Origin of the sequence: Microbacterium sp. 2MCAF23, assembly GCF_052115565.1 — a bacterium.
Taxonomy (GTDB): domain Bacteria; phylum Actinomycetota; class Actinomycetes; order Actinomycetales; family Microbacteriaceae; genus Microbacterium.
The window spans coordinates 39,359-61,451 of the sequence record NZ_JBFRGY010000002.1 but is presented as its reverse complement, the minus strand read 5'-3'; the positions used below and the strand labels follow the sequence as shown (position 1 = coordinate 61,451).

Here is a 22,093-nt window from a genome sequence, read left to right as displayed (position 1 = left end):
GCGGATCGGGATGACCGATCCCGAGGCCCGCCTCGGTCAGTCCTGTTCGGAGGGCACGCCCAGCGGCGCGGGCTCGGCGATCGGCACCACGGGGCAGTCCTTCCAGAGACGCTCCAGGCCGTAGTACGTGCGCTCCTCCTCGTGGAAGACGTGCACGATCAGGTCGCCGAAGTCGAGCAGCACCCAGCGGGCTTCGCTGCGTCCCTCTCGGCGCACGCGCTTGTAGCCCGCTTCGATCATCTTGTCCTCGACCTCGTCGGCGATCGCGGCGACGTTGCGCTCGCTGTTGCCGGTGACGAGCAGGAAGATGTCCACAAGCGGCAGCGGCTCGGACACGTTCAGCGCGAGCAGATCCTCTCCGCCCTTGGAACGGGCCGCGTCGGCGGCGATCTGCAGCATGTCTGCGGCGGAGGGCGACTGCATCAAGAGAAGGCTCCTGTGGTGATGGCGACGATGAGCGCGCCGACCAGGGCGACGGCGAGGGCGCCGGCGGTGATGGTCAGTGCGAGCATGAGCTTGTTGCCCTTTTCGGGCTCGGGCGGGCGGATGACCTCGCCCGCGGGCTTGATCGTTCCGATCGCCGCGCTGGCGGCGATCGGCGTGGGCGACGAGGCAGGGGCGAGTTCGCCGTCGACGAGCACGGCGTCGACCTCCTTGCCGTCGGCGACGCCGTCGGCGTGACCGCGTGAGCCGAGGCCGGAGGGCAGCTCATAGCTGCCGGTGACGAGGATCTCGCCGGTCGAGGCGACAGGGCCCGACAGCGACAGGCCGCCAGGAGCCTGCTGGAAGATCAGGGCGTTCGGCGCCGCGTGGTGCGACCCTGTGGAGTCCCCGATGAGCGCATCGAAGGAGTCGGCCTGCGGCGTCCGAGGCTGCTGTGCGAGCACGCGCTCCCCGAAGCCGGGGTTGAGGGTCGATCCGGAATCAGCGGGAGCCGACTTCGGCAGGGGCCGCGGCGTCTCTTCGGCCGACATCGGCGTGGCCGGAGCCGCCGGTGCGGGGTTCTCCGCAGCGGACCACAGAGCGGACTGCTCAGACGAGAACGGCAGGTCCACAGGTGTTGAATCGGGCTCAGCCGCCGGCATCGCGGCGGGCACCGCAGGCAGCAGCGGTGCGGGCGCGGGGTCTGCCGGGCGGGCGGGGACGACGGGGCGCTCGCTCTCCGCGCCCCGGGGCGCGGCCGAGACGGGATCGGCGTGCCACGTGCGTCCGGTCTCCTCCTCGGCGCGCATGACCGAGGAGACCGAGACCGGCGCGACGTCCTGTTCGGCGTCGTCGACGCCGTCCTGTTCGTCGGCAACCCGGGTCGGCGCGGCGGTTGCGGCCGATCCGTACGAACGGCGACGGCTCGGATAGCTGGGGCGGGGCACGTCCGTGATCATCCCCGCCTGCTCGGGTGCGGCGGGTGCGGCAGGCGTGGGCGTGGGCGTGACGGGCGCCGGTGCCGGCGGCACGCTGAACGAAGGAACCGCCGGGCCGGCAGAAGTCTGAGACGCGGACGGCGCGGACTCCGCCGCCGACGATGCGCTCTGGGATGACGGATCAGACACCGGCACCGAGCCCGTGCGGATCCGCTCCTGCTCCCGCACCTGGCGGCGGGTGAGCGGCTCCTCGCCCGCGACGGAGTCCTGGGATTCGACGGAGCTCGGCGCGGCCGCGCTCTCGGTGACAGGCTCCGCCACCGGCGCTACCGTCGTCTCGATGACGGGCTCCGGAGCGGCCGGGGCCGCCGGTGCGGCGTCGGCCTGCTGACGTGCCGCCTCGGCCTCCTCAGGAGTGACGATCGGGGTCGATCCGGTGAGGCGGGCCTCGCGCATCTGCTTGCGAGTCAGCTGGCCGCTGCCAGATGACTGATCAGCAACGTGCTGGCCGCTGCCAGATGACTGATCAGCAACGTGCTGGCTGCTGCCGGATGACTGATCAGCAATGTGCTGGTGCTGATCCGATGTGCTCATGACATGCTCCGATAAAGATGATGCTTCGCGATGTACTGGACCACTCCATCCGGCACGAGGTACCAGACCGGATCCCCCTCGCGGACGCGGGATCGACAATCTGTCGACGAGATCGCGAGGGCCGGGACCTCCAGTTGACTGACGTCAGCCGGTGGCAGACCGTCCGTGCTCAGCACATGACCAGGTCGGGATACGGCGACGAAGTGGGCGAGGTCCCACAGTTCATCATGATCCCTCCAGCTGAGAATCTGCGCCACGGCATCCGCGCCGGTGATGAAGAAGAACTCCGCATCAGGACGCTGCGCCTTCAGATCCCGCAACGTGTCGATCGTGTACGTGGGCCCGTCGCGGTCGATGTCCACGCGGCTCACGGTGAACGACGGGTTCGACGCCGTCGCGATCACCGTCATCAGGTAGCGGTGCTCGCTGTCCGACACCCCGCTCTTCTGCCAGGGCTGCCCGGTGGGCACGAAGACGACCTCGTCCAGTCCGAACGAGTGCGCCACCTCGCTCGCCGCGACCAGGTGCCCGTGATGGATGGGGTCGAACGTCCCGCCCATCACGCCGATGCGCGGCGCAGGAGTGGTCGTCATCGGATCAGCTCAGTGACCGTGACCGGCTCCGTGTCCTTCATGACCGTGCTCCGCGGCCCACGCCTCCGCCTTCCGGCTGTGACGGTTGGCGACGTTGCGGTAGGAGAGAGCGACCAGGCCGAGGAGCGCGAACACGCCGGCGGCGATCAGCCCGAACGGAAGCGTCTCCAGCGCCACGTTGCCGTGGTGCTCGGGGGTCTCGGCTGCGGCCTGCACGAGCTGTGCGACGAGGTTCATCGATTCTCCAGAGTGATCAGGGTGGATCTCAGCTCCCCAGTCTAGCCCTCAGCCGCGGGTCTGCCCCGACCCGCGCGCGAGCCACTTGGTGCTGGTCAGCTCGGCGAGTCCCATCGGCCCCCTGGCGTGCAGCTTCTGCGTCGAGATGCCCACCTCGGCACCGAAGCCGAACTCGCCGCCGTCGGTGAACCGCGTCGACGCGTTCGCCATCACGACGGCGGAGTCGACCTCGGCCAGGAATCGCTCGATCGCCAGGGCATCCGTGCTGATGATCGACTCGGTGTGGCCTGTGCTGTACTGCCGGATGTGGGCGAGCGCCTCGTCGAGATCGTCCACCACGCGCATGGACAGATCGAGGCTCATGTGCTCGGTCCCCCAGTCCGCATCCGTCGTCGGGACAGCCGCGGGCACGAGCCGGCGGATCTCCTCGTCGCCGTGGATCGTGACGCCCTGCGCGATCAGGGCGTCCGCGACCTCGGGGACCAGCCGGTCCGCGGCGCCTCGGAGTACGAGGACGGTCTCCACCGCGTTGCACACGCTCGGACGCTGCACCTTGGCGTTCACGACGATGTCGCGTGCCCAGTCCAGCGGTGCCGTGTCGTCGAGCACGATGTGCACCACGCCTGCGCCGGTCTCGATGACGGGCACGGTCGACTCGGTCACCACGGTCTCGATGAGCCCTGCGCTGCCGCGCGGCACGAGCACGTCGATGAGGCCGCGCGCGTGCATCATCGCGGTGGCGCCGGCTCGGCCGAAGTCGTCCACGGTCTGGATCGCCTCCGCGGTCACGCCGGTCGAGGCCAGCGCCTCGCGCATCACACGCACCAGCACCGTGTTGCTCTCCTTGGCGGCGCTGCCACCGCGCAGCACAGCGGCGTTGCCCGAGCGCAGCGCGAGCGCGGCGATGTCGACGGTGACGTTCGGGCGCGCCTCGTAGATCGCGCCGACCACGCCGAACGGCACCCGCACCTGTTCCAGGGCGACACCGTTGGGCATGCGGTGCCCGCCGATGACGCGACCGACCGGATCCGGCAGCGCCGCGACCTCCCGCACGGCGGCGGCGAGTGCTTCGATGCGCTTCTCGTCCAGGCGCAGACGATCCAGCAGCCCATCGCCGATGGCTTCTGCGACGCCTCGGGCGAGGTCACGGGAGTTTGCGGCGATGATGTCGTCCGAGGCGGCGACCAGCGCGGCAGCGATCGCGTGCAGCGCCGCGACCTTGCCATCGCTGGTGAGCTGCGCCGTCTCGCGGGACGCCTCCTTGGCGGCGCGCATCCGCGTCTCGGGCGAATCCGGCCCGTCCTGCGCGGAGGCGTCGGCGGGCACGGCGAAGTCGGCGATCACGGTGGACATGCGGTCAGTGTACCCACGCTCCGCACCCCGGGGACCCGGATGACGGATTCAGACCGCCGGTTCGAACCAGGTGCCGATCTCGGCGCCGGAGAGCGCATCGGAGACCAGATCCGCGCTGGTCACGAGCACGCCGATCCCGCTCGCCGCCGCGAGGCGCGCGGCGGAGACCTTGGTCGCCGCTCCCCCGGTGCCGACGCCGTTCACGACGGTCGCGCCGAACTCGAGACCGGAGAGGTCGGCACCCGCGGCGACGACATCGAGCGGCTCGGCCGCGGGGTCGGAGGGCGGCCGGGTGTACAGCGACTCCACGTCGCTGAGCAGCACCAGCGCGTCGGCCCCGGTCAGCTGCGCCACCAACGCGCCGAGCCGGTCGTTGTCGCCGAAGCGGATCTCCTGGGTGGCGACGGTGTCGTTCTCGTTCACGATCGGCAGCACCCGCAGCCCGAGCAGGCGCTCCATGGCGCGGCGGGCGTTGCTGCGCGATGTCGGATGCTCCAGATCACCGGTGGTCAGCAGCACCTGCCCCGCCACGATGCCGTGCGGTCGCAGGGCCTCCTGGTAGCGGTAGATGAGCAGGTTCTGACCGACGGCGGCCGCCGCCTGCTGCGTGGCGAGGTCGGTGGGCCGCGCGTCGAGCTGCAGGAACGGGATCCCGGTGGCGATCGCACCGGAGGAGACCAGCACGATCTCGGTTCCGCGTGCGTGCGCGTGCGCCAGCGCCTCGACCAGCAGCGGAATGCGCCAGGCTCCCTCACCGCTGATGGACGAGGATCCGACCTTCACCACGATCCGCGTCGCCGCGGGCAGATCCGCCCGCGTCAGCGCCGTCACTGCGCGTCCTCGCCGGCTCCCGCCTGGCGGACGTCCTCGGCGCGCTCGCTGTCGGCGTCGTCCGCCGCCGTGCGAGTCGCCAGGCGCTCGCGCTCGTCCTCGGCGCGCAGTGCGGCCCTGGCATCCATGCGCTCGTGGTACCGCTCGCGCCGCTCGTTGGTGGTGCGTCGGGTGTTCGGATCGAAACGCGAGTCCAGACCGCGCGGTGACGTGATCAGTTCGGCCGCGGAGGACATCTGCGGCTCCCAGTCGAACACGATGCTCTCGCCCGGGCCGATCACGACCGTGGATCCCCGCACCGCGCCCAAGCGGAACAGCTCGTCCTCGACGCCGAGCTTCTCGAGCCGGTCGGCGAGGTAGCCCACCGCCTCCTCGTTCTGGAAGTCGGTCTGCTGCACCCAGCGCACCGGCTTGTCGCCGAGGATCCGGTACACGTTGCCGTAGCTGCCGCCTTCGACGCGGATCTCGAACTCGCGCTTCGAACCCCGGGGGCGGATGACGATGCGCTCCTTGGGAGCCTCGGCGGCTGCGGCCAACTCGGCACGGTGCGCGTCGACGATCTCGCCGAGCGCGAAAGTCATCGGGCGCAGCCCCTCGTGCGAGACCGTGGAGATCTCGAACACGCGGAACCCGCGCTGCTCCAGCTCCGGGCGCACGAAGTCGGCGAGCTCGCGCGCCTCCGGCACATCGATCTTGTTGAGGGCGATCACCTGCGGGCGCTCCAGCAGCGGCACCTGCCCTTCGGGCACCTCGTAAGCGGCGAGCTCGGCGAGGATCACGTCGAGGTCGCTGATCGGGTCGCGGCCCGGCTCGAGCGTCGCGCAGTCCAGCACGTGCAGCAGCGCGGAACACCGCTCGACGTGCCGGAGGAACTGCAGACCGAGTCCGCGCCCCTCGCTCGCGCCCTCGATGAGGCCGGGCACGTCCGCCACGGTGTAGCGGGACTCACCGGCCTGCACGACGCCCAGGTTGGGGTGCAGCGTGGTGAACGGGTAGTCGGCGATCTTCGGCCGCGCGGCGGAGATCGCCGCGATCAGGCTCGACTTGCCCGCCGACGGGTAGCCGACCAGCGCGACGTCGGCGACGGTCTTGAGCTCGAGCACGACGTCGCCCTCGAAACCGGGCGTGCCCAGCAGCGCGAATCCCGGAGCCTTGCGCTTCGGCGTCGCCAGCGCGGCGTTTCCGAGGCCGCCGTGGCCGCCCGCGGCGGCGACATAACGCTCGCCCGGAGTGACCAGGTCGGCCAGGACCTCACCGTCCGGCGACTTGACGACGGTGCCCACCGGTACGAGCAGCTCCAGGTCCTCACCGTCGTAGCCGGCGCGGTGGTCGCCCATGCCGAAGCCGCCGTTCTGCGACGTGCGGTGCGGCGAGTGGTGGTACGACAGCAGAGTGCCGGTCTGCGGGTCGGCGACGAGCACGATGTCGCCGCCGTCGCCGCCCTTGCCGCCGTCAGGCCCGCCGAGAGGCTTGAACTTCTCCCGGTGCACCGACACGCAGCCGTTGCCGCCCTTGCCCGCGCGCAGGTGCAGCGTCACCCTGTCGACGAACGTGACCATGCGGATCCTCCTGGGTTGCGGGACGGGCACTCACCGAAGCGTGCCGGGATATGGAAACGGGGCGAGCCGAAGCCCGCCCCGTTGCCGAAAACTGCCCAACCGGTGGTTGAGTGGGGTCCCCGCGCCCAGAGGCTCCGGTCAGCGCGCAGCGATGGCCGGAGAGGGCGTGGGGCGCGAAGTCTTACTCGGCAGCTGCGACGATGTTGACGACCTTGCGGCCGCCCTTCGCGCCGAACTCGACCGCACCGGCGGCGAGGGCGAACAGCGTGTCGTCGCCGCCACGGCCGACGTTCACGCCGGGGTGGAAGTGCGTGCCGCGCTGACGGACGAGGATCTCGCCGGCGCTGACGGTCTGGCCGCCGAAGCGCTTCACGCCGAGTCGCTGTGCGTTGGAGTCACGACCGTTGCGGGTCGAGCTCGCACCCTTTTTGTGTGCCATTTCTCAGCTCCTCTTCGTGCTTACTTGATGCCGGTGATTTTAACGCGCGTGAGGTCCTGACGGTGGCCCTGGCGCTTCTTGTAACCGGTCTTGTTCTTGAACTTCTGGATGACGATCTTCGGGCCGCGGAGGTGGCTGACGACCTCTGCGGTGACCTTGACCTTCGCGAGCTTGTCGGCGTCGGTGGTGATCTTGTCACCGTCGACGAGGAGCACCGCGGCCAGCTCGACCTTGTCACCCTGGGCCGCCTTCAGACGGTCGAGCTGAACGATCGTGCCGACCTCGACCTTCTCCTGGCGTCCACCGGCGCGCACTACTGCGTAAACCACTTCATACCTGTTTCGTTGGGGAGCGGGACCGCTCCGTAATCTCACGGGAAGACTGTGCGTGCATCGCGCCACAGCAGAGGGATCCGCAGTGGCGGGCGCGAGTTGCATGATCCCGCGGCGGCCGAGTGGGGCGTCCGGCGCGGTGCACCAAGGAGCTACTTTACCGGATGCGCCCTTCCCTCGCAAAGCGAGCGCGACCGTGTCGGGATCCGGATCGGATCGTGGGATCCGGATCCGCCTCCGCGACCTTCCCCGCGCTCTAGGATCGCGGAATGGCGATCTTCGTGGACGACCCGATCTGGCCGGCGCACGGCCGCCTGTGGGCGCACATGGTCAGCGACGCCAGCGTCGCCGAGCTGCACGCGTTCGCCGCCCGGCACGACATCCCCCGCCGGGCGTTCGATCTGGACCATTACGACGTTCCCGCGGACGCTCTGGACCGGCTCGTCGCAGGCGGTGCGAAGCGCGTGGGCGGCAAGGAGCTCACCCGCCGGCTGATCGCCTCGGGGCTGAGGGTCCCGGCCCGCGACCGCACCGGCGGGCACGACCACGGCACGAGGGTCGCACGATGACCTCGAGCAGGCTGGAGGCGTTCAGCGACGGGGTGCTCGCGATCATCATCACCGTGATGGTGCTCGGACTCGCCGTGCCGAAGGGGACGACCTGGACGGACCTGGTGCACACCTCCGGCCTGGGCCTGCTCACCTACCTGCTGAGCTTCGTCTACGTCGGGATCTACTGGAGCAACCACCATCACCTGTTCCAGCTGCGCCCCGCCGTGAACGGCGCCGTGCTCTGGGCCAACCTGCACCTGCTGCTCTGGCTGTCGCTGTACCCGTTCACGACCGCCTGGCTGACCGAGACCCGCGTCGCCCAGGTGCCGACGATCGTCTACGGCCTCAATCTGCTCGGCGCCGCTCTCGCGTACACGATCCTGCAGCGGACGATCGCACGCCAGCCCGGCGGAGACAGGATCCGCGAGGCATTCGGGCACGACGTGAAGGGCATCGTCTCACCGCTGCTCTACCTGAGCGGTCTGGGCCTGTCGTTCGTCGTGCCGTGGCTGGGCCTGATCCCCTACGTCATCGTCGCCCTGATCTGGCTGGCGCCGGACCGGCGCGTGGAGCGATACCTGTCCTCGCACACGGGCGACGCCGCAGGCCGGGCCCCCGAAGACGAAGAGGACCCGGCGCCGTAGCGCCGAGTCCTCTCACGTGATCCTGCGGGGGCGGGTCAGCCCTGTTCCGCCTGCGGCGCGGCCTCGGTCGTGTGCACGACCGCGGTGCCCGCGGAAAGCCCGGCGGTGCTCACTCGGCGGCGGCTGCGGCCCTGCCCCGGCGCCTTCGGCTCGGGAAGCGCGTCCAGCACCGAGTCGAGCAGCTGCTCCGCCTCCGTCTTGGGCGCCTTGACACGGTCGGAACCGCGCTTCTTGCGCGGCTTCTTGGGCCGCTCCTGTCCGGTGCGCTCGGCCGGAGCATCCGTCGCCGGCTCGGCCGTGGCGTCACCGGCGACCGGGGGCGTCTCCCCCGCGGCACGGCTGGACGCTGCGATCTGTGCGAGAGCGGACTTCGCGCCCTCCGTGATGACGTGCGTGCCGCCGTTCGCAGGCGCCGCCGACGCGGTCGGGGCAGTACCGTTGCCGCCGCCGCTGGAGACCGCGCTCCCGCCGCGCTGGCGACGGTTGGAGCTCTGCTGGGGGGCCGCCGCACGGTGCTTCACGACGGGGTCGTGGTGCACGATCACGCCACGGCCGGCGCAGACCTCGCAGGGCTCGCTGAAGGTCTCCAGCAGGCCGAGGCCGAGCTTCTTGCGGGTCATCTGGACGAGGCCGAGCGAGGTGACCTCGGCCACCTGGTGCTTGGTGCGGTCGCGGCTCAGGCACTCCACGAGGCGGCGCAGCACGAGGTCGCGGTTGGACTCGAGCACCATGTCGATGAAGTCGACGACGATGATGCCGCCGATGTCGCGCAGGCGCAGCTGGCGGACGATCTCCTCCGCAGCCTCCAGGTTGTTCTTGGTGACCGTCTCCTCGAGGTTTCCGCCCGAGCCGACGAACTTGCCGGTGTTGACGTCGACGACGGTCATCGCCTCGGTGCGGTCGATCACGAGCGATCCGCCCGACGGCAGCCACACCTTGCGGTCCAGCGCCTTCTCGATCTGCTCGGTCACCCGGAACACGTCGAACGGATCGCGGACGTCCTCGTACGCCTCGACCCGGTCGAGCAGGTCGGGGGCGACGCTCTCCAGATACGTGCGGATGGTGTGGCCCGCGTCGGCGCCCTGGATCCGCATCCGGGTGAAGTCCTCGTTGAAGACGTCGCGGACGATCTTGACCAGGAGGTCCGGCTCGGCGTGCAGCAGCGCGGGTGCCTGCTGGCTCTCGACCTGCTTCTGGATGTAGCTCCACTGCGCGGTGAGGCGCTGCACGTCGTTGGTGAGCTGCTCCTCGGTGGCTCCTTCGGCCGCCGTGCGCACGATCACACCGCTGGACTCCGGGAGCACCTCCTTGAGGATGCGCTTGAGCCGGGCACGCTCGGTGTCGGGCAGCTTGCGCGAGATGCCGTTCATGGATCCGTTCGGCACGTACACGAGGTAGCGGCCGGGCAGCGAGATCTGGCTGGTGAGGCGGGCGCCCTTGTGACCCACCGGGTCCTTGGTCACCTGCACGAGGACCCGGTCGCCGGCCTTGAGAGCGAGCTCGATGCGACGCGGCTGGTTGCCGGTCTCGACACCGTCCCAGTCCACCTCGCCGGAGTACAGCACGGCGTTGCGACCGCGACCGATGTCGACGAAGGCGGCCTCCATGCTGGGCAGCACGTTCTGCACGCGGCCCAGGTACACGTTGCCGATGAGGGATGCGTCCTGGTTGCGAGCGACGTAGTGCTCGACGAGCACGTTGTCCTCGAGCACGGCGATCTGGGTGCGGCCGTTCTTGGAGCGCACGATCATCTCGCGGTCGACGGCCTCGCGGCGGGCGAGGAACTCGGCTTCGGTGACGACGGGACGGCGACGGCCGGCGTCGCGACCGTCGCGACGGCGCTGCTTCTTGGCTTCGAGCCGGGTGGATCCCTTGATCGCCTTCGGCTCTGTGATGTACTCGACGACCCGCTGGCGCTGGCGCGGCTGCTCTGAGTCTCCGCGGCCGCGCGAACGACGTCCGAAGGAGTCCTCGGCGTCGTTGTCGTCCCGCGACTCGCGGACGTCGCGCGCGCTGCGGGAGGAACGGGCCGGGAGCGGGACGATCGTGGGGGCGTGGAAGTGCAGCTGCGTCGAGACGCGCGACACGAAGACCTCGGGCAGCAGGCCCAGGCTCACCGCGGTGACGGCCTCCGGCTCAGCCTCCGGCACGGCATCCACGACGGACTCCACGTCCGCGGCGACCACGGCGACAGGATCGGTCGCGGCACCAGCGGTCGGCTGCGCGCCGGCGCCTGAGTCCTCGGCGGGCTCGGCCTCGCCGTCCGCGGCGAGCGCGGCCTCGGCGGGTGCGGTCTCGATCGGCTCCGCGTCGACCTGCTCGCCGTCAACTGTGTCGAGCTGCTCGCTGTCCGCTGCGTCAGCTGCGGCCACGGCCTCATCGGGGCTCTCCGCCCCGGCGGTCACGATCGCGTCTTCGACGGGCGCGTCGGCGGATGTCGCGTCCTCCTCGGTCGATGCGGGCGTCGGCTCCGCGGGCTCGGGAGCTACCGGCGCCTGCAGCGCGTCGAGATCGAGGGTAGGGGCGTTGTCATTGTTCTCGTCGGCCATCTCTGGCGTACTCCCTGCACGGCGGCCAGGCCGCCGTGAATTCTCTCGTGCGACACGCTCGGCGCCGCGAACTCAATCGGTCTGCGATCGGCATGTGCTCTGATCGCTGGGAGCCGGAGCCCCCGAAGTCTGTATCCGTCGGCCGCCATCACGGCGACTCGACCCGTCCATTATCGCACCATCGCGACGATATGCCCGCCTCGACGCGAATCGATGCCTGCGCATGCATCCCGCACAGAACGTCGACTGCCATAATCGCGGCATGTCCGCACAGCGCACCCGTCCCGTCGGCTACGCCATCTGGCTCATCGTCGCGAGCGTCGTCGGGTGGTGGGCCGCCTTCCAGCTCACCCTCGACAAATTCGCCACTCTGGAGAACCCGACCGCCGACCTCAGCTGCAACGTGAGCGTATTCGTGCAGTGCGGGAAGAACCTGGAGTCCTGGCAGGGCTCGGTGTTCGGCTTCCCGAACCCGCTCATCGGGCTCACCGGCTGGATGGCCCCGCTCGTCGTCGGTGTGGCGATCCTCGCCGGCGCCCGGTTCCCGCGATGGTTCTGGGCGCTCTTCGGCCTGGGCATCACCGGCGCCTTCGTGTTCATCGCGTGGCTGATCGGACAGAGCTTCTTCGACCTGCACACGCTCTGCCCCTGGTGCGGCCTGACGTATCTGGTCGTGATCCCCACGTTCCTGGCCACCATGCAGCAGCTCTTCGCCAACGGGACGTTCCCGATCAGCCGGAGTGCCCAGGATGCCGCGCGCCGTCTCGGATCCTGGGTGCCGCTCGCGTCGATCCTGGCGTTCGCGGTCGTGGTGCTGCTCGCCCAGGTCGCCGGCGTCGACCTGATCGGCGAGGTCGTGCGGATGTTCTGAGGCGGATCCGGAATCACGGATCCGTGCGACCCCCCGATGCCTCACGCAGAAAGCCCCGGCCCTCTCACGGAGAGGACCGGGGCTTTCACGTCGATGGATGCGCCGGGGTCAGCCGAACCAGATGCCGAGCTCGCGCGCGGCCGACTCGGGCGAGTCGGAGCCGTGCACGAGGTTCTGCTGCACCTTCAGGCCCCAGTCGCGACCGAAGTCGCCGCGGATCGTGCCGGGAGCGGCGGTGGTCGGGTCAGTGGTGCCAGCCAGCGAGCGGAAGCCCTCGATGACGCGGTTGCCGGCGAGGCGGATCGCCACGGAGGGGCCCGAGAGCATGAACTCCAGGAGCGGCTCGTAGAACGGCTTGCCCTCGTGCTCGGCGTAGTGCGCGGCGAGGAGGTCGCGGTCGGGGTCAACCAGGCGGATGTCGACGAGGGCGTATCCCTTCGCCTCGATGCGGGCGAGGATCGCGCCGGTGAGGCCGCGCGCGACGCCGTCGGGCTTGACCAGGACGAGGGTCTCTTCGGTGGGCATGTCAGTCACTCTCTGTCGTCTTTCCAGCGGTGTCGGTGGAGGAAGTGGGGGTGGTGGGATGCGCGAGGCGGGCAGAGGCGGCGGCACGGTCCGCGCGTCCGCCGACGATCATCGCGTAGGCCCACATGCCGCCGAAGACGATCGCGACCAGCAGGATCGCGGGCACCAGGATGGCGGACAGCAGGACGATGACCTGCAGGATCCATCCCATCACGATTCCGGCTCTGCTGCCCATCAGCCCCGCGGCGACGAGCATCGCGACGCCGACCACGGCGCCGCCCACGATGCCCCACCACGGCGCGATGTCGGGGCCGAGCGCCTTCAGGCCGTAGACGGTGAGCCCTGCCAGGCCCACGACGATCGCCTCGAACGCGAGGATGATCGACCCGAGCTTCTGCGCGAGTCCGCGCGGCTTCCGGGCGCGGCGGGGACTCGCGGCGCGGGCCGCGGTCGCGGAGTCGTCGGTCACGCGCGCCATCCGCTCTTCCAGTCCTCATCGGCCGCGAGCGAGATCGCCTCACCGGCGAGCACGACGGACCCGGCGATGATCACCGCGCGGCGGTCGGCCGAGGCGGCCCATTCGCGCGCGGCGTCCGCGGCATCGGCCAGGGTGGGATGCACCGTGGCCCGGCCTCCGGCCCGCTCCACCAGATCCGCGATCGCGTCGGGCTCGCTCGCCCGCTCGGAATCGGGAGCGGTCGCGAACACGTGCTCGACCGACGGCAGCAGCGTCTCGACGATGCCCGCCGCGTCCTTGTCGCCGAGCACGCCGAGCACGAGGCCCCACTCGTCGAAGTCGAAGCTGTCCTTCAGCGCGGCCGCGAGGGCGCGGGCGCCGTGCGGGTTGTGCGCCGCATCCACGACCACGGTCGGCGCGATCCCGAGCAGCTGCAGGCGACCGGGTGAGGTCGCGCCCTGCAGCCCCTCCGCGAGCACGTCGCCGACGATCGCATGCTGCGCTCCCCCGATGAGCGACTCGACGGCCGCGATCGCGAGAGCCGCGTTGAACCCCTGGTGCTCGCCGTACATCGGCAGGTACTCCTCGGAGTACTGCCCGGCCAGACCCCGCACGGTGATCTGCTGGCCGCCGACGGCGAGACGCTGCTCGACCAGCGCGAAGTCCTGTCCCTCGAACGCGATGCTCGCGCCGCGCTCGGCCGCGACGCGCCGCAGCACCGCCTCGGCGTCGGGTGTCTGCCGCGAGGAGACCACGGCCGCGCCGTCCTTGATGATCCCGGCCTTCACCTCGGCGATCTTCGCGATGGTGTCACCGAGGCGGTCGGCGTGATCGAGGTCGATCGGCGTGAACACCGCGACGTCGCCGTCGGCCGTGTTCGTGGAGTCCCAGGATCCGCCCATGCCGACTTCGAGCACGAGCACGTCGATGGGCGCATCCGCGCACGCCACGAAGGCGAGCACCGTGAGCAGCTCGAAGAAGGTCAGGGGTGCGTCGCCCGAGGCCTCGAGCTCGGCGTCGACGATGCCGACGAAGGGCTCGATCTCCTCCCACGCGTCGGCCACGGCGCCGTCGGCGATGGGTTCGCCATCGATCATGATCCGCTCGGTGAAGCGCTCCAGGTGCGGACTCGTGAACAGGCCGGTGCGCAGCCCGTGCGCGCGCAGCAGGCTCTCGATCATCCGCGCGGTCGACGTCTTGCCGTTCGTGCCCGTGAGGTGCACGACGCGGTACGTCTTCTGCGGGTCGTCCATCAGCTCGAGCAGGCGCGCGGTGCGCTCCTTGCGGGGCTGCACCCAGCGTTCCCCCGCGCGCTCCAGCAACGCGGAGTAGACGGCGTCTGCGCGCTCTCGATCGTCGGTCACGATGCGTCTCCGATCCGGCTCACGGCGACGGCGAATCCGCCGCGGTTGGCGTAGGTGCCCGCCTCGATGTCGGCCACGAACTCCGCCACGGCGAACTCCGCGCCCGCTTCCAGGACGTCCGCCTCGACCGCGAGCGTCTCCTCGGCGACCCCGGCGACGCCGAACGCGCTGCGAACTGCCGCGCCGTCCTCGGCGTCGGTGAAGCGCAGCTGCAGGCGGATGCGGTCGCTCACGTCGAACCCGGCGTTCTTGCGGGTGTCCTGCACGGCGCGGATCACGTCGCGGGCCAGGCCCTCCGCCTCGAGTTCGGGCGTGGTGGCGGTGTCGAGCAGCACGAAACCACCGGTCGGGACGACGGCCAGCGCCTCGCCCTCGGGGCGCCCCGAGGTCTCCAGCGCCAGCTCGTACTCGTGCGGCTCCAGCGCGATGCCGTCCGCCGTCACCACGCCGGACTCCTCGGTCCAGAAGCCGTCCTTCGCGGCGCGGATGACGCGCTGCACATCCTTGCCGAGGCGCGGACCGGCGGCGCGGGCGTTGACGCTGAGGCGGTGGCTGATGCCGTACTCCGCCGCGGTGCCGTCGCCCTGGGCCACGAGCTCGACCGCCTTGACGTTGAGCTCGTCTCGGAGGATGTCCTCGAACGGAGCCAGCGTCTCGGCCAGCGGCGAGACGACCGTGAACCGCGCCAGCGGCAGGCGAACCCGCAGCTTCTCCTTCTTGCGCAGCGCATTGCCGACGCTGGAGAGCTCGCGCACCGCATCCATCGCGTCGCGCACGTCGTCGGCGTGCGGGAACAGTTCGGCGTCGGGCCAGTCCGTCAGGTGCACACTGCGTCCGCCGGTGAGGCCCTGCCACACGCGTTCGCCGATGAGCGGCACGAGGGGCGCCGCCACACGGGTCAGCGTCTCCAGCACCGTGAAGAGCGTGTCGAAGGCCTCGGTCGTCGTCGGGTCGTTCGCATCCACCCCCACCCAGAACCGGTCGCGCGAACGGCGGATGTACCAGTTCGTGAGCACCTCGGCGAACTCGCGCAGGCGCGCGGCGGCCGTCGTCGAGTCGAGGCTCTCGAGGTCCTCCTGCACGCCACGCACGAGGTCACCCGTACGCGCCAGGATGTAGCGGTCGAGCACGTCCGTCGAGTCCGTGCGCCAGCGCGCCTCATAACCCGATCCGTCGGGTCCGGCGGCGGCGTTCGCGTACGTCGCGAAGAAGTACCACGAGTTCCACAGCGGAAGGATGAACTCGCGCACGCCGGCGCGGATCCCCTCCTCCGTCACCGAGAGGTTGCCGCCGCGCAGCACCGAGCTCGACATCAGGAACCAGCGCATCGCGTCGGATCCGTCGCGCTCGAGCACCTCGGAGACGTCCGGGTAGTTGCGCAGCGACTTCGACATCTTGTTCCCGTCGGAGCCGAGCACGATGCCGTGGCAGCTCACGCCCGTGAACGCCGGGCGGTCGAACAGCGCAGTCGACAGCGCGTGCATCACATAGAACCAGCCGCGGGTCTGTCCGATGTACTCGACGATGAAGTCGGCCGGCGAGTGCGAGTCGAACCACTCCTGGTTCTCGAACGGATAGTGCACCTGCGCGAAGGGCATGGATCCGGAGTCGAACCACACGTCGAAGACGTCCTCGATGCGGCGCATCGTGCTCCGCCCGGTCGGGTCGTCGGGGTTCGGCCGAGTCAGCTCGTCGATGTATGGGCGGTGCAGATCGACCTCGCCCTCGGCGTTGCGCGGCAGGCGCCCGAAGTCGCGCTCCATGTCGGCAAGGGATCCGTAGGCGTCGACACGCGGGTACTCGGGGTCGTCGCTCTTCCAGATCGGGATCGGGGATCCCCAGTACCGGTTGCGGCTGATCGACCAGTCGCGCGCGCCCTCGAGCCACTTGCCGAACTGGCCGTGCTTGACGTTCTCCGGCGCCCAGGTGATCTGCTCGTTGTTCGCGAGCATCTCGTCCTTGAACTCGGTCACGCGCACGAACCAGCTCGAGACCGCCTTGTAGATGAGGGGGTTCCGGCAGCGCCAGCAGTGCGGGTAGGAGTGCAGGTAGCTCTGCAGGCGCAGCAGCCGGCCGTTCGCGCGGAGCAGCCGGACGAGCGGGGTGTTGGCGTCCATCCACAGCTCGCCGGCGACGTCCGTGACGTTCGACAGGAAGCGCCCGCCCTCGTCGAGCGACAGGATGGTCGGGATCCCGGCCGCACCCGCGACGCGCTGGTCGTCCTCACCGTAGGCGGGCGCCTGGTGCACGATGCCGGTGCCGTCGCTGGTGGTGACGTAATCGTCGACGAGGATCTGCCAGGCGTTCTCGGTGCCCCAGGTCTCGGCGTCGGCGTAGTAGTCGAAGAGACGGTCGTAGCGGACGCCGCCCAGGTCCGCGCCGGTCGCCGTCGAGGAGACCGCGGCGATCGCGTCCTCGGCGCTGTCGTAGCCGAGGTCCTTGGCGTAGCCGCCGAGGAGGTCCTTCGCGAGCAGGAAACGGTCGCCCTGAGCGCCCTCGGATGCCCCGTTCGGCCCGACCGGGACGACGGCGTAGACGATCTCCGGCCCGACGGCGAGCGCGAGGTTCGTGGGCAGCGTCCACGGGGTCGTGGTCCACGCCAGCGCCCGGACGCCCTCGAGGCCGAGCGCCGTGGCCTTCTCCCCCGACAGCGGGAAGCTCACGGTGACGGAGGGATCCTGACGCTCCTTGTACACGTCGTCATCCATGCGCAGCTCGTGCGCGCTCAGCGGCGTCTCGTCGCGCCAGCAGTACGGCAGCACGCGGTAGCCCTCGTAGGCGAGGCCCTTCTCGTGCAGGGTCTTGAAGGCCCAGAGCACGCTCTCCATGTAGCTCAGGTCGAGCGTCTTGTAGCCGCGCTCGAAGTCCACCCAACGCGCCTGACGGGTGACGTAGTCCTGCCACTCGTGCGTGTACGTGAGCACGGACTCGCGCGCCTTCGCGTTGAAGACGTCGATGCCCATCTGCTCGATCTCGTCCTTCTCGGTGATCCCGAGCTGCTTCATCGCCTCGAGCTCGGCCGGAAGGCCGTGCGTGTCCCACCCGAACACCCGGTCGACCTTCTTGCCGAGCATGGTCTGGAAGCGCGGGAACAGGTCCTTCGCGTAGCCCGTGAGCAGGTGTCCGTAGTGCGGCAGGCCGTTGGCGAACGGAGGGCCGTCGTAGAAGACCCACTCGTCGGCGCCCTCGCGCTGGGCGATCGAGGCGCGGAAGGTGTCGTCGGCCTCCCAGAACGCGAGCACGTCGCGCTCGATCTCGGGGAAGCGCGGGCTCGGGGTGACGGTCGCTGAGCCGGTCGAAGCGTCAGCGGCGGGGCCGAAGGATCCGGCGGAGGAGGTGCGCGGGTAGGTCATCGTGTCTCGCAGTGTCGGTGGCGGGCGGATGCTGCTGCTGCGAGGACGATTCCCGTGCTGTTCGGCAATGGGGACCGCGGTACCACCTCGCGTGCGGTTCGGTCCCTGAGGCTGTCGAAGGGCCGAACTGCCACTCTCACTGCGGCTGTGACGGGCCTGCCCCGCTCGGTTCTACTGACTTCGGTCGCTGGGCTTGTCGAAGCGTTCTTCCGAGAGCTCCCCGGTGATGGCCGGATCGATGCTCGTACCGTCCAGTCTAACGCCGCCGGATCCGGATGCGCTCCGGCCCGGATCCTGCCCCGGGATCCTCGACTGCTCGCAGGCTCGGCGGCTCGACCGGGATGACCGGCGACAGGCGTGTAGGGCATCGCGCCATGGGCCGCTGTCGGCGACGAGTCCTAGGGTCGTGGCATGGCCCGCAGCACCGAACGTCCCCAGCCGCCCCGCGTCTCACCGCCCGATCTGCCGGACGAGCTCGATGACGCGGTGGGCCGCCGGCACGGCGACCACATCGGACAGCGGATCCCGCTCGCCGAGGATCTCGCGCATGCGCAGTTCGAGCAGTGCTCACTGTCCGGCACCGCGGACCGTGTGGACCTGACCGGGGCGACGTTGCTGGACGTCGAGATCGTGGACGCGCGCACGCCCGTGCTGTCCCTCAAGGATGCGACGATCCGGCGGCTGCGCATCGCGGGCGGCCGGATCGGCACGCTCGATCTGTCCGGCGCGCACGTCGCGGAGCTGATGCTCGAACACGCCCGCATCGACTACCTCTCGCTGGCGGCGACGAAGATCCAGGATTCGCTCATCACCGACTGCACCCTCGCCACCGTCGACATCCCCGCCGCCACGGCCACCCGGGTGCGGTTCGAGCGCTGCCGAGCGGACGAGGTCGACACCCGGGGCCTGAGGGCCGACGCCCTCGATCTGCGGGGGCTCGACGCCGTGGCATTCGTCGACGTGACCGCGCTGCGCGGCACCACGATGACCGAACGACAGGTCGAGCTGCTGGCTCCCGCGTTCGCGCGCGCAGCAGGGATCGACGTGCAGGACTGACCCTCAGGGAGGGTCAGACGGAGGGGCCCGAGGCCGCCAGCAGCTCCCGCGTGAACGGGTGCTGCGGAGCTCCGAGCACCTGCGCGGCTAGGCCCTGTTCGACGATCGCACCGTCCTGCATGACCAGCAGATCGTCGGCCACGGACGCGATCACCCCGAGGTCATGCGAGACGAGGAGCATGGTCAGCCCGCGATCGCGCTGCAGGCGGTCCAGCAGCGCGAGGATCCGCGTCCGCACAGTGACGTCCAGCGCGGACACCGGTTCGTCGAGCACGAGCACCTCGGGCTCGGCGGCGAGCGCACGGGCGATCGCGGCGCGCTGTCGCTGACCGCCTGACAGCGCGGCGGGGCGCCGTGCGGCGAGCGCCGCATCCAGACCGACCTCACGCAGCAGGTCGGCCGCGCGTGCCGCCCGCTGCGCGCGAGGAACACACCCGGCCGCAAGCGCCTCCCGCAGCGAGCGCCCGATGGTCCAGCGCGGATCGAAGGCGCCCAGCGGGTTCTGGTGCACGAGCTGGATCCGCGGTCGGCCGCCGCCGGCCCAGGCGACCGTGCCGGTATCGGCGCGCTCGACCCCCAGAAGGACACGGGCCAGCGTCGTCTTCCCGGATCCGGACTCGCCCACCACCCCGAGAGTGCGCGCGCGGCGCAGGTCGAACGAAACGTCGCGCAGCACCGGTCGGTCGAAGCTCTTGCCCACCGCAGTGACCGTGGCGAGCACCGGCGCGTCGACGACGGTCGGGGTTCGCGGCGTCGGTGTCGAGGCGAGCACCAACTCGCGCGTGTACGCATCCTTCGGTGCGGCGAGCAGTTCAGACGCGGATCCGCGCTCGACCACGCGTCCGTCCCGGAGCACCACGACGCGGTCGGCGACCCGGCGCACCGCCGCCATGTCGTGGCTGACGAACACGACCGCGGTCCCCTCATCGGCGATCCGGCGCAGCAGCGCCAGCACCCGCGCCTGCACGGTCGCGTCCAGGGCCGTGGTCGGTTCGTCCGCGACCAGCACCACGGGCCCGGCTGCGAGCGCGCTCGCGATGAGGGCACGCTGACGCAGCCCGCCCGACAGTTCGTGCGGCCGCTGCCGAGCGCGCCGCACGGGATCCGGCATCGCGACGTCCGTGAGCAGCTCCAGCACGCGTGCGTCCCGCGCCGCACGCGGGAGGGATCCGTGGATCTCCAGCGGCTCGGCGACCTCGGCGCCGATGCGGCGCAGCGGATCCAGGGACACGAGCGCATCCTGCGAGACCAGGGCGATGCGTGCTCCGCGCAGCGTCCGCCAGCCGCGCTCGGGCAACGCCACGGCATCCACACCGTCGACTTCGAGCATCGCCGCCGAGACCGTGGCGTGCTCCGGCAGCAGGCCGAGCAGCGCGCGGACCGTGAGGGACTTGCCCGCCCCCGATTCCCCCACGAGCGCGACGCACTCCCCCGGCGCGACCGTGAACGACACGTCGTCGACGAGGGCACGCCCGTCGATGCGGATCCGCAGGCCCTCCACGCGGAGCGCGGGCGGAAGACCGGGCCCCGGAACTGCCTGCGGCTTCGACCGGGTACCCCCTCCGGCACTCCCGGCGCTCATGCGCGCCTCCCCTCGGCGCGGGCACGCAGCGCGCGTCCGAGGAAGGTCGCCGCCAGCACGGTCAGCGTGATCGCGAGCCCGGGGAACACGGCGATCCACCAGGCCTGGCCGAGCACGTTGCGGCCGCCTGCGAGCATAAGCCCCCACTCCGGCGACGGCTCGGCGGGTCCGAGCCCGAGGAAGCTGAGGCCGGCGGCGGCGAGGATGCTGGATCCGAGCCCGATCGTGGCGAGCACGCTGAGCGCGCCGAGCACACCCGGCGCGACGTGCCGGCGGAACGTCGTGAACGCCCCGACGCCGAGGATGTGCGCCGCCTCCACATGCTCCGCGCGACGCAGCACCTGCGTCTGCGCGCGGGCGAGCCGCACGTACACGGGTATCGCAGCGAGCGTCACACCGATCGCGACGTTCACGGCACCGGGGCCGAGGATCGCGACGACGACCAGGGCCAGCAGGAACTCGGGGAACGCCATCAGCACGTCGTTCGTGCGCATCAGCGCGACGTCAACCGGTCGCGGCGCCACTCCGGCGAGCGACCCGACGATCAGGCCGACCACGAGTGCCAGGCCTGTCGCCAGGACGCCGATGCCGAGCGAGCGCCCGGCCCCGTGCACGACCCTGGCGTACACATCGCGCCCGCTCTGGTCGGTGCCGAACGGGTGCCCCGGACCGGGCGGCAGCAGTGCATCGCGCACATGGGTCTGCAGCGGATCCCCCGGGGCGAGCAGGCCCGGCACGACGGCGGCGAGCACCACCACGGCCAGCACGACCGCGGCGAGCGCGAGAAGGACGCGCCTCAGCAGCCTCATGCGTCCGCCTCCGCGCGCGCGGGAGCGGCCTCGGCCGGGCGTCCGACCGAGGCCCGCAGCCGTGGATCCAGGAACGGCGCCGCCAACTCCACGAGCGTGTTCACGACGACGAAAACGAGAGCGCTGAACAGGATGATCCCGGTGACCACCGGCAGGTCGCGCCCCGTGATCGCCGCCAGCGTCACCCGCCCCAGACCCGGGCGCGCGAACACCGTCTCCACGAGCACCGCACCGCCCAGCAGCGAGCCCACGAGGTACGCGCTGAGGGTCAGCGCTCCGATCGAACCGTGCCGCAGGGTGTGCCTCAGCGTCAGCCGGGCGTGGTCGGCGCCGCGCGCGAGCACCGTCAGCGCCCATGGCTGCCGCTCGGCCGCCTCCACACCGTCGCGCAGCACCTGGCCGAGCAGCGCCGCGACGGGAAGTGCCAGGGCGACCGCCGGCAGCACCAGGCTCGCCCCGGTCCGCGATCCCGCCACCGGGAACCAGCCCAGCCCGAAGGCGAACACCGTGAGCAGCAGCAGGCCGATCCAGAACACCGGCGAGGACAGCACGATCAGCTCACCGGTCGCGACGAGCCCGCGAGCGAGCGGCCGGCGAACGATCAGCACCCCGGCGAGCGCGAGCAGCACCGCGATCGCGAGGGCGAGTGCCGTGAGCTGCAGCGTGGCGCCGAGCTGGCGTCCGATCACCTCGCTCACCGGCATCCGCAGCTGATACGACGTACCGAGATCCCCATGCAGCAGATCGGAGAGCATCGACAGATACTGCTGCCAGAGCGGGCGATCCAACCCCAGGTCGGCGCGGATCCGGTCCTTGACCGCTTCGCCCACCTGGGCCTGCGGGCCGAGCATGACGCTCACCGGGTCACCGGGCAGCACCCGGAAGGCGAGGAAGGACAGCGTCGCCGCCCCCCACAGCACGAGCACGATCGACGCGGCCGCCCCGCCGATCCGGCGCACGACGACGCCGGATCGGCGCACAGACGCGTCCGGCGGCCCTGGTCGATCCCTCACGAGCGGACGATATCGCGAAC

21 protein-coding genes are annotated in these 22,093 nt (G+C 70.8%); 4 read left to right on the top strand and 17 right to left on the bottom strand.

The window, feature by feature from the left end; translation table 11 throughout:
- Positions 1-36 precede the first annotated feature (36 nt).
- The 9 genes from rsfS to rplU form a co-directional block, all read right to left on the bottom strand.
- The gene (gene rsfS, locus AB4078_RS01810; protein WP_440731544.1) at positions 37-423 is read right to left on the bottom strand and encodes a ribosome silencing factor; all 387 of its coding nucleotides are present in this window, start codon (positions 421-423) and stop codon (positions 37-39) included.
- The gene (locus AB4078_RS01805) at positions 423-1,817 is read right to left on the bottom strand and encodes a hypothetical protein (protein WP_441975736.1); all 1,395 of its coding nucleotides are present in this window, start codon (positions 1,815-1,817) and stop codon (positions 423-425) included. The genes rsfS and AB4078_RS01805 overlap by 1 nt, the downstream gene beginning before the upstream one ends.
- 134 nt (positions 1,818-1,951) lie before the next feature.
- On the bottom strand, positions 1,952-2,548 hold the full coding sequence (gene nadD, locus AB4078_RS01800; RefSeq protein WP_441975735.1) for a nicotinate-nucleotide adenylyltransferase: 597 nt from the start codon (positions 2,546-2,548) through the stop codon (positions 1,952-1,954).
- Between the two features lie 9 nt (positions 2,549-2,557).
- Positions 2,558-2,785, bottom strand: a complete 228-nt coding sequence (locus AB4078_RS01795) for a hypothetical protein (protein WP_441975734.1) — start codon at positions 2,783-2,785, stop codon at positions 2,558-2,560.
- A 48-nt stretch (positions 2,786-2,833) separates the two neighbouring features.
- Positions 2,834-4,060: a glutamate-5-semialdehyde dehydrogenase gene (locus AB4078_RS01790; RefSeq protein ID WP_441975956.1), complete on the bottom strand. Its 1,227-nt coding sequence runs from the start codon at positions 4,058-4,060 to the stop codon at positions 2,834-2,836.
- 126 nt (positions 4,061-4,186) lie between these two features.
- Positions 4,187-4,969, bottom strand: coding sequence for a glutamate 5-kinase (proB, locus tag AB4078_RS01785; protein WP_440731540.1), 783 nt, complete (start codon positions 4,967-4,969; stop codon positions 4,187-4,189).
- Positions 4,966-6,528 carry a GTPase ObgE gene (obgE, locus tag AB4078_RS01780; protein WP_440731539.1) on the bottom strand — a complete coding sequence of 521 codons (1,563 nt, stop codon included), beginning with the start codon at positions 6,526-6,528 and terminating at the stop codon, positions 4,966-4,968. The genes proB and obgE overlap by 4 nt, the downstream gene beginning before the upstream one ends.
- A 181-nt stretch (positions 6,529-6,709) precedes the next feature.
- Positions 6,710-6,967, bottom strand: a complete 258-nt coding sequence (gene rpmA, locus AB4078_RS01775; RefSeq protein WP_159575753.1) for a 50S ribosomal protein L27 — start codon at positions 6,965-6,967, stop codon at positions 6,710-6,712.
- A gap of 20 nt (positions 6,968-6,987) precedes the next feature.
- Positions 6,988-7,296: a 50S ribosomal protein L21 gene (rplU, locus tag AB4078_RS01770; protein WP_233309240.1), complete on the bottom strand. Its 309-nt coding sequence runs from the start codon at positions 7,294-7,296 to the stop codon at positions 6,988-6,990.
- 272 nt (positions 7,297-7,568) lie between these two features.
- Between rplU and AB4078_RS01765 the strand changes: the two genes are divergently transcribed.
- Together AB4078_RS01765 and AB4078_RS01760 are read left to right on the top strand one after the other, a co-directional pair.
- Positions 7,569-7,868, top strand: a complete 300-nt coding sequence (locus tag AB4078_RS01765; RefSeq protein WP_440731538.1) for a DUF4031 domain-containing protein — start codon at positions 7,569-7,571, stop codon at positions 7,866-7,868.
- Positions 7,865-8,494, top strand: a complete 630-nt coding sequence (locus tag AB4078_RS01760; protein ID WP_441975733.1) for a TMEM175 family protein — start codon at positions 7,865-7,867, stop codon at positions 8,492-8,494. Before AB4078_RS01765 ends, AB4078_RS01760 begins: the two co-directional genes overlap by 4 nt.
- 35 nt (positions 8,495-8,529) lie before the next feature.
- On the opposite strand, the gene AB4078_RS01755 is transcribed toward AB4078_RS01760, so the two are convergent.
- A complete protein-coding gene (locus tag AB4078_RS01755; RefSeq protein WP_441975732.1) occupies positions 8,530-11,043 on the bottom strand; it encodes an Rne/Rng family ribonuclease in 2,514 nt (837 codons plus the stop codon).
- A 262-nt stretch (positions 11,044-11,305) separates the two neighbouring features.
- On the opposite strand from AB4078_RS01755, the gene AB4078_RS01750 reads away from it, so the two are divergent.
- Entirely contained in the window at positions 11,306-11,914 is a 609-nt protein-coding gene (locus AB4078_RS01750; RefSeq protein WP_440731535.1) for a vitamin K epoxide reductase family protein, read from the top strand.
- Between the two features lie 108 nt (positions 11,915-12,022).
- Here the strand turns inward: AB4078_RS01750 and ndk are convergent, their stop codons facing one another.
- Genes ndk through ileS form a run of 4 tightly spaced genes read right to left on the bottom strand, consistent with a single transcriptional unit; the run spans position 12,023 to position 17,613 of the window.
- Positions 12,023-12,439: a nucleoside-diphosphate kinase gene (ndk, locus tag AB4078_RS01745; RefSeq protein WP_045272553.1), complete on the bottom strand. Its 417-nt coding sequence runs from the start codon at positions 12,437-12,439 to the stop codon at positions 12,023-12,025.
- A gap of 1 nt (position 12,440) precedes the next feature.
- Entirely contained in the window at positions 12,441-12,917 is a 477-nt protein-coding gene (locus tag AB4078_RS01740) for a DUF4233 domain-containing protein (protein ID WP_441975731.1), read from the bottom strand.
- On the bottom strand, positions 12,905-14,260 hold the full coding sequence (locus tag AB4078_RS01735; RefSeq protein WP_440731533.1) for a bifunctional folylpolyglutamate synthase/dihydrofolate synthase: 1,356 nt from the start codon (positions 14,258-14,260) through the stop codon (positions 12,905-12,907). The genes AB4078_RS01740 and AB4078_RS01735 overlap by 13 nt, the downstream gene beginning before the upstream one ends.
- Positions 14,257-17,613 carry an isoleucine--tRNA ligase gene (gene ileS, locus AB4078_RS01730; protein WP_441975730.1) on the bottom strand — a complete coding sequence of 1,119 codons (3,357 nt, stop codon included), beginning with the start codon at positions 17,611-17,613 and terminating at the stop codon, positions 14,257-14,259. The genes AB4078_RS01735 and ileS overlap by 4 nt, the downstream gene beginning before the upstream one ends.
- Before the next feature lie 411 nt (positions 17,614-18,024).
- On the opposite strand from ileS, the gene AB4078_RS01725 reads away from it, so the two are divergent.
- Positions 18,025-18,669 carry a pentapeptide repeat-containing protein gene (locus AB4078_RS01725; protein WP_441975729.1) on the top strand — a complete coding sequence of 215 codons (645 nt, stop codon included), beginning with the start codon at positions 18,025-18,027 and terminating at the stop codon, positions 18,667-18,669.
- A 13-nt stretch (positions 18,670-18,682) separates the two neighbouring features.
- On the opposite strand, the gene AB4078_RS01720 is transcribed toward AB4078_RS01725, so the two are convergent.
- Genes AB4078_RS01720 through AB4078_RS01710 form a run of 3 tightly spaced genes read right to left on the bottom strand, consistent with a single transcriptional unit; the run spans position 18,683 to position 22,073 of the window.
- Positions 18,683-20,251 (bottom strand): ATP-binding cassette domain-containing protein, encoded by a 1,569-nt coding sequence (locus AB4078_RS01720; RefSeq protein ID WP_441975728.1) that lies wholly within the window; start codon positions 20,249-20,251, stop codon positions 18,683-18,685.
- Entirely contained in the window at positions 20,248-21,060 is an 813-nt protein-coding gene (locus AB4078_RS01715; protein ID WP_441975727.1) for an ABC transporter permease, read from the bottom strand. Before AB4078_RS01715 ends, AB4078_RS01720 begins: the two co-directional genes overlap by 4 nt.
- Positions 21,057-22,073, bottom strand: coding sequence for an ABC transporter permease (locus AB4078_RS01710; protein WP_441975726.1), 1,017 nt, complete (start codon positions 22,071-22,073; stop codon positions 21,057-21,059). Before AB4078_RS01710 ends, AB4078_RS01715 begins: the two co-directional genes overlap by 4 nt.
- Between the last annotated feature and the right edge of the window lie 20 nt (positions 22,074-22,093).